The organism is Bacillus sp. MC1252, from assembly GCF_056838025.1.
In genome coordinates, this window is record NZ_CM166369.1 from 3,490,442 (window position 1) to 3,505,300 (window position 14,859).

Below are 14,859 nucleotides of genomic sequence, written 5' to 3' on the forward strand. Positions count from 1 at the left end.
ATGATCATGATGCAAAGCACTGAAATACTGAATGCCATTCCGAAAGCGGATTCAAAGAGCATTCAAACGGCATATGAACAAGCACTAAGCCATTTTCAGCATAAAATCATTGTATTAGACGATGATCCAACAGGTATTCAAACCGTACATGGCGTCTCTGTTTTCACTGATTGGTCAGAGGAAAGCATTGAAGCCGGTTTTCTTGAAGACAGCCGTATGTTCTTTATTTTAACCAATTCTCGCAGTATGACTGAGAAAGAAACTGCCGCTGCGCACGAAACGATTGCTTCAACGATTGTGAAAGTAGCTGAGCGGCTTCATCAAGATTTCATCATTGTCAGCCGGGGAGATTCTACCCTGCGTGGACACTTTCCGCTGGAAACTGAAGTACTCAGAACAACCATTGAACAACGAAGCTCCTTCCAATTTGACGGAGAAATCATTCTTCCCTTTTTCCAAGAAGGCGGACGCTTTACGATCAACAATATCCACTACGTACAGGAAGGACACGACTTGATTCCTGCTGGTGATACAGAATTTGCACGAGACCGCACATTCGGCTTTCAGTCGTCTCATCTCGGGGAGTGGATTGAAGAAAAATCAGGCGGAACGTTCACAAAAAAGAACACCACCTACATTTCGTTAGAAGATATACGGGCTTTACGCATTGATCAAATCAAGGAGCAGCTCATGACCGTGAAGGATTTTCAAAAGGTGGCTGTGAACGCTGTAGATTATGACGATGTCAAAGTCTTTGTCACCGCCCTCATTGATGCCACCCAAGCAGGTCAGCAATTTATTTTCAGAAGTGCGGCTGCTCTCACAAAAGTACTTGGCGGCATCCACGACCAATCCTTATTAACAAGAAAAGACTTGATACAAGAAGAAAGCCCAAACGGTGGTCTTATCATGGTTGGTTCTCATGTCAAAAAAACAACGGAACAATTAAGAGCGCTGCAGCAAAATAAAGAGATCGCTTTTATTGAATTTAATACACATCTCGTGTTAGAACCCGAAGAATTTCAAGAGGAAATTGACCGCGTGATTGAGCAAACCGAAATGCTGTTAGCATCAGGTCAATCTGTTGCTGTTTATACAAGAAGAGAACGCCTTGACCTTGGGGACAATCGTCAAGAGGAGGAATTAAAGCTTTCCGTTCAAATTAGTGATGCTGTGACAAGCATTGTCCAGCGCCTCACAATTCGCCCTAAATATCTCATTGCCAAAGGTGGAATTACCTCAAGTGATATTGGAACAAGAGGGCTTAGCGTCAAACGTGCGACTGTTGCAGGTCAAATTAAACCTGGTATTCCCGTTTGGCAAACAGGAGAAGAAAGTAAATTCCCCTTCATTTCTTACGTGATTTTCCCGGGAAATGTTGGCTCAAAGGATACGTTAAAAGAAGCTGTAGAAATACTTGAAGGATAAAGCGCAGGGAGTGTTCTCGCTCCCTTATGCACCACAAAGGAGGAAAGACCATGTCGTTAGTTTTTATTGGACTTGGCGTTTTGTTATTGCTTTTACTCATGGTTGTCTTTAAGTTAAACGCTTTCATTTCGTTGATTATTGTCTCTTTAATTGTTGCTGTTTTAGAAGGTATGTCACCACTTGAAGCGATTGCTTCCGTCGAAAAAGGACTCGGTAGTACACTCGGGCATCTAGCACTGGTTCTCGGTTTTGGAGCGATGCTCGGTAAATTGATGGCTGATTCTGGCGGCGCCCAGCGCATTGCGATGACGCTCATTGACCGATTCGGCATTGGGAAAATCCAATGGGCAACAATGCTGACTGGATTTGTTATTGGAATTGCTCTGTTTTATGAAACCGGATTCATTATCTTAATTCCATTAGTCTTTACCATTGCTCAAGCCGCAAGACTTCCTGTGTTGTATGTTGGCATGCCGCTCGTCGCTGCACTCATCACAACACATGGCTTCCTCCCTCCTCATCCAGGGCCGACAGCCATTGCCAATGTCTTTCAAGCAAACATGGGACAAACGTTGTTAGTTGGAATTATTTTAGCAATTCCTGCTGTGTTAGTAGGCGGACTACTGTTTACGAAACTATTTCAAAAAGATCAATTGCATGCACATATACCGAAAAACTTATTTAATCCAAAGGAATTTACAGAAGAGGAAATGCCAAGCTTCGGGATTAGCATTTTTACCGCTGTTTTGCCTGTATTACTTATGACATTCAGAGCATTTTTAGAAATTTTCTTCCCATCCTCTCCATTCTTGCCAACAGCTGAGTTTTTAGGTGAACCGGCGATTGCGCTATTAATCTCAGTGCTGCTTGCCATCTACACGTTTGGACTTGGCAGGGGCAAAAGCATGCAGGAAGTCATGAAGTCGATCACGGATTCTATTGGCTCCATTGCAATGATTCTATTAATTATTGCAGGCGGCGGCGCTTTTAAACAGGTGCTCATCGATAGCGGCGTCGATCAATACATTGCGGGGATCATGCGAGGAAGCACTCTTTCTCCCCTGCTCCTCACCTGGCTGATTGCTGCTGTCCTGCGTGTATCATTAGGGTCAGCAACTGTCGCCGGTCTCACCGCGGCTGGCATTTCTGCACCACTTATTGGATTAACGGGTGTCAGCCCGGAATTAATGGTGATCGCAACAGGTGCCGGAAGTATTACGTTCTCTCACGTGAATGATGCGGGTTTCTGGATTTATAAAGAATACTTTAACCTGTCAATGGCCCAAACCTTTAAAACATGGACATTGATGGTCACTGTTCTTTCACTTGTCGGACTAGCTGGTGTTCTTGTCGCTGATTTGTTTATGTAGGAAAATAAATTGTAAAAGCCATTGACTTTTTCTCGAAAAGATTGAATAATTGTGTATATTAAGAAAATTGAATCAAAAGGTAACCTTATTAAGAGTGGTGGAGGGACTGGCCCTGTGAAACCCGGCAACCGCTGTTCCTAGGAACAGAATGGTGCTAATTCCTTAAGCAAGCACACGCTTGTTTGAAGATAAGGCAGAGATCTCACAGTATATGATGCTCTTCCTTATCCAAGGAAGAGCTTTTTTATTTGATATTCAACCTGTAGAAGGAAGGGATTCAGCATGACACAAGTACAAACCATTGGAAAGAAAACAACAAAGCCGCCATTTCGCGCAGATCAAGTAGGAAGTTTACTCCGTTCAGAGCGCATCAAAGAAGCACGTAAGCAAAAAGCAGACGGTACGCTGACAGCAGAGCAGCTCCGACAAATTGAAAATGCAGAAATCACACGTATTGTGGAGAAGCAAAAGGAGATTGGATTAGAGGTTGTGACAGACGGAGAATTCAGACGTGCATGGTGGCATTTTGACTTTCTTGAAGGACTTGATGGGGTCGAAGGATTTGAAGCAGATCAGGGCATTCAATTCCACAACACAACGACAAAAGCACGAGGCATTAAGGTAACGGGTAAAATCGATTTTACAGAGCACCCAATGCTAGAAGATTACCGCTTCCTTCACAGCATCGCTGGTGATCATACGGCAAAAATGACGATTCCAAGTCCGAATATGCTCTTTTTCCGTGGAAAGCTTGATGAAGGTGTGTATGACAGCTTAGATGATTTCCACCATGATGTGGCCCAGGCGTATAAGAAAGCCATCCGTGCTTTTTATGATGCAGGCTGCCGCTACTTGCAGCTAGATGATACGGCATGGGCAGTGTTCTTTTCTGAAAAAGGTCATGAACAAATCAAAGCCTTTGGCCGCGAGGAAGATGAACTTCGTGAGTCGTTTGCAAAAACAATCAATGAAGCCGTTGCCGATCGCCCAGAGGATTTAGTCATCACAATGCACATTTGCCGTGGCAATTTTAAATCAACATGGGCAGCTGAAGGTGGTTACGAAGCAGCGGCAGAAACGATTTTTGCTGGTTTAGATCTTGATGGCCTCTTTTTAGAATTTGACGACGATCGTTCTGGCGGATTTGAGCCTCTTCGATATGTGAAGAACCCAAATCTTCAAATCGTACTTGGTCTTGTGACTTCAAAGTACGGTGAGCTTGAGCCGGTTGAACAAATCAAAAAACGAATCGAGGAAGCGGCTCAATATGTAGACATCAACCAAATTTGTTTGAGTCCACAATGCGGATTCGCATCCACGGAGGAAGGCAATCTGTTAACAGAAGAGCAGCAATGGGAAAAGCTGCGTCATGTGATTGAGATTGCTGATCAAGTGTGGACGTCATAGTCCCTTGACGAAAAAAGAGACAAACCGCATCATCAGCGGTTTGTCTCTTTCTTTTATACATCTAAATAATCACCATTCGTAGCAATCACTTGTTTATACCAATCGAAGCTTTTCTTTTTCTTTCTATCTAATGTACCGTTTCCTTCATTATCACGGTCGACATAAATGAAGCCGTAGCGTTTTTTCATTTCAGCAGTTGAAGCACTGACAAGGTCAATTGGGCCCCAGCTTGTATAACCGATCAGGTCTACTCCGTCTGCGATCGCTTCTCTTGCCTCTAGCAAGTGGCTTCTGAGGTAATCAATCCGGTAATCGTCTTGAATCGATCCGTCCTCTTCCACTTGATCGACAGCGCCCAAGCCATTTTCTACGATAAACAATGGTTTTTGGTAGCGGTCATACAGCTGATTAAGCGTCGTACGAAGTCCTTTCGGATCAATTTGCCAGCCCCAATCACTTGCTTCAAGGTATGGGTTTTTCACGCCTGCAAATAGATTCCCACCTTCAGCCTGATCAAGGATTGCAGGATCTGTACTTGCCACAAAGCTCATATAATAACTGAAGCCGATATAGTCCACTGTATGGTTTCTTAAAATGTCTTCGTCACCATCTTGGAACTCAATGGTGATTCCATTTTCACGTAAATAACGTTTCATGTATCCTGGATAGTAGCCTCTTGCCTGTACATCTGAGAAGAACAATGTTTTACGGTCTTGATCAATCGCAGCAAACATATCTTCTGGTCTTGAGCTGTACGGATATGTGGTCATAGCTGCAATCATACAGCCAATTTTCGCATCTGGAATGATTTCGTGTCCCGCTTTAACAGCTAAAGCACTTGCAACAAATTGGTGATGGGCTGCTTGATATTGAATGCTTTTCTCGTCTTCGCCTTCTTCAAATACAAGTCCGCCACCTGTGAAAGGGGCATGTAACACGACGTTGATTTCGTTAAAAGTCATCCAATATTTCACTTTGTCTTTATATCTCGTGAACAATGTTTTAGCGTATGTTTCGTAAAGATCCACAAGCTTACGGTTTCTCCATCCGCCATAGTTTTTCACAAGTGCAAGAGGCATTTCATAATGAGAGATGGTCACAACTGGCTCAATCCCGTGCTTGTGAAGTTCATCAAACACTTTGTCATAGAAAGCAAGACCTTCTTCATTTGGTTCAGTATCGTCGCCATTTGGGAAAATACGCGGCCAAGAAATCGATAGTCTGAAGCACTTGAATCCCATTTCTGCAAAGAGTGCAATATCTTCTTTATAGCGATGGTAGAAGTCGATTGCATCATGATATAAGTTAAGGTCTTTCATTGATTCATCGAATGGGTGCATAATGCCATGTGGAGATACGTCAGCTGTAGATAAGCCTTTTCCACCTTTGTTATAAGCGCCTTCAATTTGGTTGGCAGCAACAGCGCCGCCCCATAAGAAACCTTTAGGAAATGTTTTTTCTAACTTGTTCATGTTGAATGACCTCCTCATTTTCTTTGACACTGACTGTGAGCAATGTCTCTTTCTCTGTGATCGTTCCATCTGTTTTCGCATCAACTCGTGCAAAATCGTTTGTGTTGGTGACGATAATAGGCGTGGTGACATCATAGCCTTCTTGCTGAATACCCTTGATATCAAATTCAACCAGCACATCTCCTGCTTGAACAAGATCACCGGACTGCACATGACTTGTGAAATGCTTTCCGCCAAGCTTCACCGTATCAATCCCAACATGGATGAGAAGCTCTGTACCTTTGTCACTCTTTAATCCAATCGCATGTTTTGTTTGGAAAATGGTTTCAACCTTGCCGTTGAACGGTGCAACAACACGTCCAACTGTTGGTACAATGGCAGTACCTTTACCCATGATTTCATTAGAGAATGTTGCATCATTTACTTGATTTAGCGGCTTTAATTGACCTTCAAGTGGGCTTTGTACCACTTGATTTTGAAGCGCTTCTGTATCTTTCTTTTCTTCCGGTTTGTCTGCTTTTGTTTCATCTTTCACTGGTACATCCTTGAATCCAAGTACAAGTGTCATGATGGTTGCCACAGCAAAGCCGATGACTAAACCGATTATTGAGTAGACAAACGTTGGTCCGATGAACGTTGGGATACCTGGAATACCTGCTGATCCAGACACCACATATGATTTCACTTTAAAGATGGACATGAACACGCCGCCTGCTGCTGCACCAATAAGAGCTGCAATGAACGGTTTTTTCAATCTCATGTTCACACCATACATAGCAGGTTCAGTAATCCCCATTAACGCTGTGATGCTTGTAGACATCGCCAATGATTTGAATGTTTTGTTTCTTGATTTTAAGAAAACACCGAATGCTGCGCCAGCTTGTGCCATATTTGCAACAAACATCATTGGAATAATGTAGTCAAAACCGTTTAATGTAATATTGTTGATCATGATTGGAACAAGCGCATAGTGCATGCCCGTAATGATCAATGGTGACATGAAGCCGCCGATCAAAAGTCCGGCTAAAATACCTGCATGTTTAAACAATAAATCAATTCCGCCTGAAAGGCCATTTCCGATAATTGCGCCAAGCGGTCCAACCGCTATGAGCATAATTGGTACAACGACAAGAAGTGTAACAGTTGGAACAAGGATAATTTTTAATGATTTCGGACTATATTTTTCTGCAAATCTTTCAACATATGAGCCGAGCCAGATTGTGAGTAGAATTGGAATCACCGATGAAGAGTACACAACGGCAACCACTGGCAAGCCTAGAAATTCTGTATTTCCTGCGCCCAGTAAAGCGGTTAACTGCGGATGCAGTGCTGCTGCTGCAATGGCAGCGGCGATATACTGATTTGTGCCAAGCTTTTTAGCTACGCTTACAGCAAGCAGAATCGGTAAGAAGTAAAAGGCTCCGTCTCCGATAGCTGTTAAAATCGCATACGTACTGCTTTTATCTGATATCCACTGGAACGTCAGCATCAGTGCCAATATCCCTTTGATCATACCGGCTCCAGCAATGGCTGGAAGAATCGGCGTGAAGACACCAGAGATAAAATCGAAAAGCTTTGATATCACATTTTGTTTTGATGCTTCTTCTGTACCGCCTGACTTTACATCTATTGACAGGCCTGAGTCAGCAATCATCGCTTGATAGACATTTGAGACATCATTGCCGATAATGACATGGTATTGACCGCCGCTTTGATTCACACCCATGACGCCATCTGTTGATTGCAGTTGCTCCTTATCCGCCTTGCTTTCATCGTATAAGTTGAAGCGAAGTCTTGTCATACAGTGCGTGACGTGCTTGACATTCTTTTCACCGCCGACAAGCTCTAAAACTTCTTTTGCTGTTTGTTTGTGGTTCATTGTATTACCCTCCAATCGTTGATTAAATCTTGATATAGAAAAAACCTAAACATCCATTAATGCCCGAAAAATAGCGATTCAGACATTAATCGATATTTAGGTTTTGCCTGCTTAACCAGTAACAATCCTTCATAGCGATTGATCATTATTGAATTTTATAAGTCTTTAGATATAAAAAAACCTAAATCATGCCTTATCAGAGATAGGGACAATGATTTAGGTTTTGCCTGCTTGATCAGTAACAATCCTTCATAGCGATTGATCATTATTGAATTTTATAAGTCTTTAGATATAAAAAAACCTAAATCATGCCTTATCAGAGATAGGGACAATGATTTAGGTTTTGCCTGCTTGATCAGTAACAATCCTAAAAGATTGTGGGTTATTTAGTTTATAGTTATAAATTATCATGTTAATTTTGTGATGTCAACGCTTTCTTTTTGAATTTATTTTCTTTTTATTACTCTGTCGATATGCAAAGTTAAGTATAACATCTCATCTTCTATGAGACTTCGGTTGTGTTCTTTTTGAACATACGCATTAATTTTTTCGGCGCATCGGAAAGCTGCTGTGTTTTTTTCTCTTACCACTTCATACAGAAATTCATTTTGATTTTCCATTTGTGTTTCGTTAAACAGGCGCTGCCCAAAAAACTTTAAATGCGTGACAAAACGGAAATAATTTAATGATTCCTCGTCCAAATCAATTTGAAAGTGATACTTTACGATATTCAAAATATCTTGAATGAGCTTCGTGATTTGAATAACATTTGGCATTTCCTCATTGAGCTCTGCATTGACAATATGCATGGCAATAAAGCCTGCTTCATCCTCAGGAAGATGGATGTTGAGCTTGTCCTGTATGATACGTATCGCTTCTACACCGCACATGAACTCCTCTTTGTACAACCGTTTAATTTCCCAGAGCAAAGCATTTTTGATGTCCATTCCTTTTTGATGACGTTCGATGGCAAAGGTGATATGATCCGTCAACGTCACATAGATGCTGTCATTTAAATTTTTGTTAAGGGTCGTTCTCGCATAATCAATAATCGCCTCACACACTTGCATATACTCGATTGGAATATCATAAAGCAGGGTTTTAAATTTTTCTGATATATCTTTATTTTGAATGGAAAATACTTTTTCGATACGTTCTTCGTCAATCGGGTCTCCGCTTTTCTTTTGAAACGCGACCCCTCTGCCCATAATGACCAGTTCATGCTGCTCGTCATCATACGCACTGACTACATTATTATTGATTACTTTCGAAATGATCAATTGATACCCCCCAGTACATTCCACTTTTTCGAGCATCTCATTGTAGATTGATATGTCATTTTATTATTATCTTCAAAAAAGAGGACTTTAAGATGATTTTACATTTTTTTTTGATACGGTCAACTAGAAAGAATGACATATTACCTCTCAAAAATGACGAAATAGGGGCAAAAAAGGCTAAAAACATACACAAAAACACTCTATGAAGAGTGTTTTTTACAAAATTAGGAGCAATCCCAATTATAGGCGATATTCTCGAAATTTTTCCGTTTGAGGTCTTCTGGTTTGATAAAAAAGTTGGCGATCCCGCAATCTCCCCACAGCAGGTCAACTTCATCATCTGAGTCAATTTGCAATAATAGAACGGTATGTTCTTGATCTACATATGTACGCGGGTCCTCTTGTGTAAACCCTGGATACCCGCCTAATTTATGACCAAAGCCACTCGCTATGTCATAAAATTCATCTAGCAGGGCATCTGCTTCATCAGCATCAACATTCGCATCTTCAAATAGGTCCCAGCTTTGTTTGCCTGTGACTTTTTCAAATCGAAAATCTCCTACGCTGATCGTTTCGCTTGATAATTCACCTGTAATCGCGCCTTCCTTCGTGACAGGAAAATAAAAATCATCTGGGATTTTCACAAAAGAAAAATCAGTTAATAACTCTTCTTCTGCTAAGAAAGGTTCCTCAATGAATTTGATCCGAAAATCTTTTTGCTCTGTTTTATGGTCAATATTCATCCCATAAAGATCATCATGCACAGAAATAAAGATTTGCAGAAGTCCTGTTTCTGGATAATCTTTCAGCTTCGGCAGCTGACCGAAATTCATTTGTGCCAAAAGCTTCATAGGGTGTCCTTCACCGTCAACTGGATATACGTCGTTTTTTGGGAAGTAAGGATCACCAGCTATTTTGCTGTCGTATGGTCCTGTTTTTCCTTGTTTCATCTTTAATTGAATCATTGGTTTTTCGGTTTGCTTTAACAACGGACGGTAGGGCGCGAGTATTTCTTGCAGCTTCGCTGATAGTGTCATGATGATCTTCCTCCTTATGAATAGGTCTAAAGACCAAACTGGTCTCTCTTTTTCTATCATACAGAAGTGTACCCTGCCTGTCAGCGATCAACCGGTCAATATCCTGACACATATCTCACCTTAAAACGTTAAAAAACCTCCGATACAGCTGGAGGTTTTGGTCCGTGAAGTTTTTATTTCACTTGATAGTTTACTAAGTCGTCTGCCAATGTTTTCATCGTTTCGTTTGTTTCGTGAAGTCCTTCAATAATTTTTGTAAAAGTGCCGACAAGCTCTGCTTGATGTTCAGAGGAAGCCACAATTTGTGAAATTTCTTCTTCCATTCCTTTAATAGAGCTCTGTACATCTTTTAGCGCTGTTTCGATATCAGTTGTCGCTTGCTTCGCATGAGTGGATAGCTTTCTCACTTCTGTTGCGACCACTCCAAAGCCTGCCCCTGCTTCACCTACTCTTGCAGCCTCTATGGATGCGTTGAGTCCGAGTAAGTTCGTTTGATCAGAGATACCTTTGATGAGATTGGACACTTGATTGATTTTAGAGGAATTTTCGACAGTGGTTTTCGTATTTTGTAGAATTTGTTCACTTGTCGCTTGTAGTTCCTCTGAATGTGCGGCAACTTGCTGTACCATCGCGACTAGTTTTTCGGAAGCTTGGTTGCTCTCCGTCATGATGTGATCTAATCGTTGTTGATTGGTTTGGTCATATGCAACACAGAAGGCAGCGGCAACTTGACCAGTCTCATCTGTAATCGGGACGGCTACGATATCCATAGGAATCCCGTATACTTCTTTCGGGATTTGGATAAACGATGGCTCTCTCCCATTTTTCAGCATCGCAAAGTTTTGAAATCCATCAGCCACTGTATCACCAGCTTTAAAACCTAAATCAATGTTCCCATGTTGCTGATAATAAAGAACCTTCTCTTTCCCTAAAACAGAAAAGGTTAGTTGCTCTCTCATAGCTAGTCCAATGATTGGTAAAGCGTCTATTATGTTATCAATTCTCTGTGACATTCGCTCACGTTCATCCTCTCTTTTTCTCAGTACACCTTCTTTATCGGTTCTTTATATGATCTATTCCAGCCTGCAATGTGTACTAATATCAATCAAATGACCTAAGACATATAAAAAGCCCACATTCTATCAAGAGAATGTGGGTGTTTTTAAAAAAAGAAAATGCATATGGAGACACTGACACCTATGAAAAAAAGATACAAATAGTCGATCCATGAGGTGCTGATGATATGATAATACGTTCGCTCCCTCGTCCCTGTGAAGCCTCTTGCTTCCATCGCAATCGCTAGGCGTTCAGATTTTCGTACGCCCTGCGTGAAAAGGGGTAGTGCATAACGTATAAAGGCTTTCCAGCTGTTTTTTTGCTTGTAGCCTCTGATTTTATGCGCAGCCTTCATTTGCTTCAATTCACTTTGAAACAACGGGATAAACCGGAAGCCGGCAAGCATTCCATACGCCCATTTTGGTGACATTCGGCATTGATGTATTAAGCTCATCATAAAGGCTGTCAAATCTGTTGTGGAGGTAAAAAGGAGACCAAATGTCACAAAGCCAAGCATTCTGAGAGATATGGTGAGTCCATTTCTTAAACTCTCCTCTGTGACATGAAACCAGGCCCACTTCCAAACAGTATGATCCCCCTTGCCGAAGGCCGCCATCATCCAAAACACAAGAATAAAAAAGATCAAATAAGGGATAAATCTTGTGATAAGATACTTGATATTCCAACTGCCTAGTACAAGCCCGATGCCCAGAGCAAACAGCCAGATGATGAACGTTGTTTTAGGATCAGAAATCGCCATCAGACAGCACATTGCAAGAAGGTGAGCGAGTAATTTCATAACTGGATTCACAGTGGATAGAAAGGAGTGATTACTTTGCAATCGTCAGCACGTCCTTTCTTTCAGCCACATAGCGATAATGCAAAGGCACTCTCAGCTGATAAGAATCAACGAGTTTCTGATTTGAAAATAAATCATAAGGCGTGCCATCATACACATGCTCTCCTTGGTGAAAAAGCAGCACCTGATCTGCGCACTCATCGACGATCTCCATATCATGTGTGACCATCATAACAGTGGTGCCTTGGCGTTGGCGCTCTTTTAAACGTCTGATTAATTCCTTCGCCGTTTTTTCGTCCTGCCCGAAAGTCGGTTCATCTAACATTAATACATCCTGATCAAAAAGAAGCATTGTGGCGACACTTAATCTTCTTTTTTGCCCTAAACTTAAGGTGAAAGGATGTGCTTTCGCATGCTTCTCTAAGCCGAACTCTTCCAATAGCTGAACCGTTTTTTCTTGTACAACTGATTCTGGCCAATTTCGCTGTCTTCCGCCAAATGCGATTTCATCAAACACCGTGTCTTGTATAAATTGCAGCTCTGGATTTTGAAAAACAAAGCCTGCTTTTTCATATAGTAATCGGTCAGACCACTTTTTGAGATGTTTTTCTTTTAAGAAAATATGGCCTTTTTTGATTGGCTCTAAGCGGATTAAATGTTTGAGACATGTACTTTTTCCGCTTCCATTTTCCCCGATGATCGCCACCCAATCTCCTGCTTTTATATCCAACCGAAGGTCATTCATAATCCTTTTTTTCCCGTAGCTTAATTGAAGATCCTCTGTTCGAATGATTGTCTCTCGATCTGTTGATCGGACTTTCTCACGCCGCTCTTTGCTTGACTCAAAGGTTTGCATAAGTGTTTGACTCAGTGGGTGAAATGGATCTTGAATAATAGTGGACCATTTCTCGGGAAATATTTTTGGACGCCAAATGCCTGCCTCTTTCATTTCTCCCTCATATGCTGTCATCACATCTTTCGGAGATCCATCTGCCAAAATGCAGCCTTGATCATCTAATAAAATAACCCGGTCCATCCATTCGATGACACCGTCTAGCACATGCTCCACAAAAATCATGGTTTGATCCTGATCAGCTGCAAGCTGCTGTAGCAGCTGAAATATCTCCATTCTGCCTGCTGGATCAAGCTGTGCAGTCGGTTCATCAAAGAACAGAACATCCGGCTCTAACGCTAGTAAACAAGCAAGCGCCAATCGCTGCTTCATGCCGCCTGATAATGTGTGAATATCTGTATTCGGATCGACATCCAGTTGTACTTTTTGCATGAGATGCCGAATGATGTCATCCATCTCTTCACGAGGTACAGAACGGTTCTCTAAGCTAAATGCAATTTCTTCATTGACCCGGTGCATACAAAACTGGGAATCAGGGTCTTGAAACATGACGCCTGTATGTCTTTGTAACATCACTTCTCCCTGCACGTCTGCTTCCATATGTTCTGGAATAATTCCAGCAAGAACCGAAATGAGCGTGGATTTTCCGCTTCCGCTTGGCCCTAAAATGAGCACCTTTTCCCCTTTTTGAATAGAAAGAGATACTTCATGCAGAACGGGCTTAGGCTGTTCATAAAAACGGACAGTGAGATTATTGCACGCGAGAAATGAATCCATGCTGTTCACCTTTGTTTCGTTTTTCTTTCATGATGGCATATTGATTCAGTACACCGGTCTTGGATAATGCATCCACTACAACTTTCGCTAAGCATCCCCCAAGTATCATACCGCTGATGATTTGAGTCACAAGTGTCATGAGTAAAACTTGAGGCGTGTAATAACCAAATCCATTGGCCATCAGGCTATATGCCATCGCTCCAACAGCTGCAAAGGCACCAGACAGCATAAGTGTCCACATGCGATATCGTTTATAACCAAAAAGAGCGAAGGCGATTTCTGCCCCAAGTCCTTGGCATACACCAATCAGCAGAGCTGAAAGACCGAAGTGGCTGCCTGTCAGTAATTCCACGGAGGCTGCGGCTGTTTCTGCAATGAGGGCAGCTCCCGGCTTTTGGATGATATAAGCGACGATTGGACTGGCAATCACCCAAATCCCAAACATGATATTGCCTCCTGCTGGACCCACAAGTGCTGTAATCGGTAAATAAAGAGTGGACCACCCTAAGTAGATCACACCGCACGCCACAGATAGAATCACGGCAAGGACGACTTCTTTCATCTTCCACGTCATGATGAATGCACCTCCAGCTTGACTGGCCACTCTTCCACAGTGAACGCCATTTCCCAGAATTTGTACTCAAGCTGACAGCTTAAGAAGAAGTGCTGTTTCATTTTTTCTTTTTCTTTCTCACTTGCTCCTTCCGCCCACTGATCAAGCCTTTTGCAAAGCTCAACTGTAACAGAGTCAGTTAACCCGCCATAAAACGTGATCCACTCATAAAATGGATGTGCCGGGTCAGGCTGCACGTCTGAAAGCATTCGTTTGCCTATTTCCCAATATGTCCAAGGGCAAGGAAGCAAAACAGCAATAATTTCTCCAAGTGTGCCTCCCTGTGCGACTTGCAGCATGTGATGAATATAGTGATGAGCACTCGGCGCCAACGAAGCACCTTGAAGCTCATCATATGCTACACCTGCCACTCGGCAAAGGTTTTGATGAGGATGCGTCTCACTATCTAGTACAAAAGCCATCTGCTGATGGAAAAAGGCAATGTCCTCTCTATCTGTACACCTGCTGATTGCTGCCGCATAAATTTTAATAAATGCATGTAAGTATTCTGCATCTTGTTTGACGTAATGAATGATCTGTTCCTTTTCAAGCTTTCCTGCTGCCAGCCCTCTGACAAACGGATGCTGATAAATGGCTTCAAATAATGGTTCCGCTTCTTTCCTTAATTGCGTTGAAAATGTCATAAAAAAAGCCTCCTCTTCTTCAGTTGAATAAATGAAAAAGCCACCCCAAATGGAGCGGCCTTCTTATCAATTCAATCATGAATAAGACAAGGTCCAGCTCCACTTCCCTCCGCTAGTACGAACTAGATCAGGTTCAAAGGGTCCAAGATTTTCTCTTGTCTCAGTCATACATGACTCCCCTAGTGGACTTTTGTCATTTAATTATCTTTACTCTACACATGTGGCGATTTGATGTCAACCGCCT

At 42.1% G+C, this 14,859-nt stretch carries 12 protein-coding genes and 2 riboswitches; of the genes, 3 read left to right on the top strand and 9 right to left on the bottom strand.

Annotated elements, in window-relative coordinates:
• Positions 1 to 6: 6 nt before the first annotated feature.
• From ACYH0L_RS18030 to ACYH0L_RS18040, 3 genes are all read left to right on the top strand, one after another.
• On the top strand, positions 7 to 1,428 hold the full coding sequence (locus tag ACYH0L_RS18030; protein WP_327924922.1) for a four-carbon acid sugar kinase family protein: 1,422 nt from the start codon (positions 7 to 9) through the stop codon (positions 1,426 to 1,428).
• Positions 1,429 to 1,478: 50 nt separating this feature from the next.
• Entirely contained in the window at positions 1,479 to 2,798 is a 1,320-nt protein-coding gene (locus ACYH0L_RS18035) for a gluconate:H+ symporter (protein WP_482354204.1), read from the top strand.
• 82 nt (positions 2,799 to 2,880) lie between these two features.
• A riboswitch (SAM riboswitch) is annotated at positions 2,881 to 2,993 on the top strand.
• An 87-nt stretch (positions 2,994 to 3,080) separates the two neighbouring features.
• Entirely contained in the window at positions 3,081 to 4,205 is a 1,125-nt protein-coding gene (locus tag ACYH0L_RS18040) for a 5-methyltetrahydropteroyltriglutamate--homocysteine S-methyltransferase (protein ID WP_230031627.1), read from the top strand.
• Positions 4,206 to 4,258: 53 nt separating this feature from the next.
• Here the strand turns inward: ACYH0L_RS18040 and bglH are convergent, their stop codons facing one another.
• The 9 genes from bglH to tenA form a co-directional block, all read right to left on the bottom strand.
• Positions 4,259 to 5,677, bottom strand: coding sequence for an aryl-phospho-beta-d-glucosidase (gene bglH / locus ACYH0L_RS18045; protein ID WP_482354205.1), 1,419 nt, complete (start codon positions 5,675 to 5,677; stop codon positions 4,259 to 4,261).
• The gene (locus ACYH0L_RS18050) at positions 5,649 to 7,556 is read right to left on the bottom strand and encodes a beta-glucoside-specific PTS transporter subunit IIABC (RefSeq protein WP_230031631.1); all 1,908 of its coding nucleotides are present in this window, start codon (positions 7,554 to 7,556) and stop codon (positions 5,649 to 5,651) included. Before ACYH0L_RS18050 ends, bglH begins: the two co-directional genes overlap by 29 nt.
• A gap of 446 nt (positions 7,557 to 8,002) precedes the next feature.
• Positions 8,003 to 8,836: a BglG family transcription antiterminator LicT gene (gene licT, locus ACYH0L_RS18055; protein WP_482354206.1), complete on the bottom strand. Its 834-nt coding sequence runs from the start codon at positions 8,834 to 8,836 to the stop codon at positions 8,003 to 8,005.
• Positions 8,837 to 9,060: 224 nt separating this feature from the next.
• The gene (locus tag ACYH0L_RS18060; protein WP_230031633.1) at positions 9,061 to 9,873 is read right to left on the bottom strand and encodes a YwqG family protein; all 813 of its coding nucleotides are present in this window, start codon (positions 9,871 to 9,873) and stop codon (positions 9,061 to 9,063) included.
• A gap of 173 nt (positions 9,874 to 10,046) precedes the next feature.
• A complete protein-coding gene (locus tag ACYH0L_RS18065; protein WP_230031635.1) occupies positions 10,047 to 10,886 on the bottom strand; it encodes a methyl-accepting chemotaxis protein in 840 nt (279 codons plus the stop codon).
• A gap of 149 nt (positions 10,887 to 11,035) precedes the next feature.
• Complete coding sequence (locus ACYH0L_RS18070) at positions 11,036 to 11,770, bottom strand: energy-coupling factor transporter transmembrane component T family protein (protein WP_230031637.1); 735 nt, start codon at positions 11,768 to 11,770, stop codon at positions 11,036 to 11,038.
• Entirely contained in the window at positions 11,760 to 13,358 is a 1,599-nt protein-coding gene (locus ACYH0L_RS18075) for an ABC transporter ATP-binding protein (RefSeq protein ID WP_230031639.1), read from the bottom strand. The genes ACYH0L_RS18070 and ACYH0L_RS18075 overlap by 11 nt, the downstream gene beginning before the upstream one ends.
• Positions 13,333 to 13,932 carry an ECF transporter S component gene (locus tag ACYH0L_RS18080; RefSeq protein ID WP_230031641.1) on the bottom strand — a complete coding sequence of 200 codons (600 nt, stop codon included), beginning with the start codon at positions 13,930 to 13,932 and terminating at the stop codon, positions 13,333 to 13,335. The genes ACYH0L_RS18075 and ACYH0L_RS18080 overlap by 26 nt, the downstream gene beginning before the upstream one ends.
• Positions 13,929 to 14,615: a thiaminase II gene (gene tenA, locus ACYH0L_RS18085; RefSeq protein WP_099727209.1), complete on the bottom strand. Its 687-nt coding sequence runs from the start codon at positions 14,613 to 14,615 to the stop codon at positions 13,929 to 13,931. Before tenA ends, ACYH0L_RS18080 begins: the two co-directional genes overlap by 4 nt.
• Positions 14,616 to 14,702: 87 nt before the next feature.
• Positions 14,703 to 14,806, bottom strand: a riboswitch (TPP riboswitch).
• Positions 14,807 to 14,859 lie beyond the last annotated feature (53 nt).

Coding starts and splice junctions, on each gene's coding strand:
- ACYH0L_RS18030 (WP_327924922.1), top strand. CDS start 7: ATGATGCAAAGCACTGAAATACTGAATGCCATTCCGAAAGCGGATTCA.
- ACYH0L_RS18035 (WP_482354204.1), top strand. CDS start 1,479: ATGTCGTTAGTTTTTATTGGACTTGGCGTTTTGTTATTGCTTTTACTC.
- ACYH0L_RS18040 (WP_230031627.1), top strand. CDS start 3,081: ATGACACAAGTACAAACCATTGGAAAGAAAACAACAAAGCCGCCATTT.
- bglH (WP_482354205.1), bottom strand. CDS start 5,677: ATGAACAAGTTAGAAAAAACATTTCCTAAAGGTTTCTTATGGGGCGGC.
- ACYH0L_RS18050 (WP_230031631.1), bottom strand. CDS start 7,556: ATGAACCACAAACAAACAGCAAAAGAAGTTTTAGAGCTTGTCGGCGGT.
- ACYH0L_RS18060 (WP_230031633.1), bottom strand. CDS start 9,873: ATGACACTATCAGCGAAGCTGCAAGAAATACTCGCGCCCTACCGTCCG.
- ACYH0L_RS18065 (WP_230031635.1), bottom strand. CDS start 10,886: ATGTCACAGAGAATTGATAACATAATAGACGCTTTACCAATCATTGGA.
- ACYH0L_RS18075 (WP_230031639.1), bottom strand. CDS start 13,358: ATGGATTCATTTCTCGCGTGCAATAATCTCACTGTCCGTTTTTATGAA.
- ACYH0L_RS18080 (WP_230031641.1), bottom strand. CDS start 13,932: ATGACGTGGAAGATGAAAGAAGTCGTCCTTGCCGTGATTCTATCTGTG.
- tenA (WP_099727209.1), bottom strand. CDS start 14,615: ATGACATTTTCAACGCAATTAAGGAAAGAAGCGGAACCATTATTTGAA.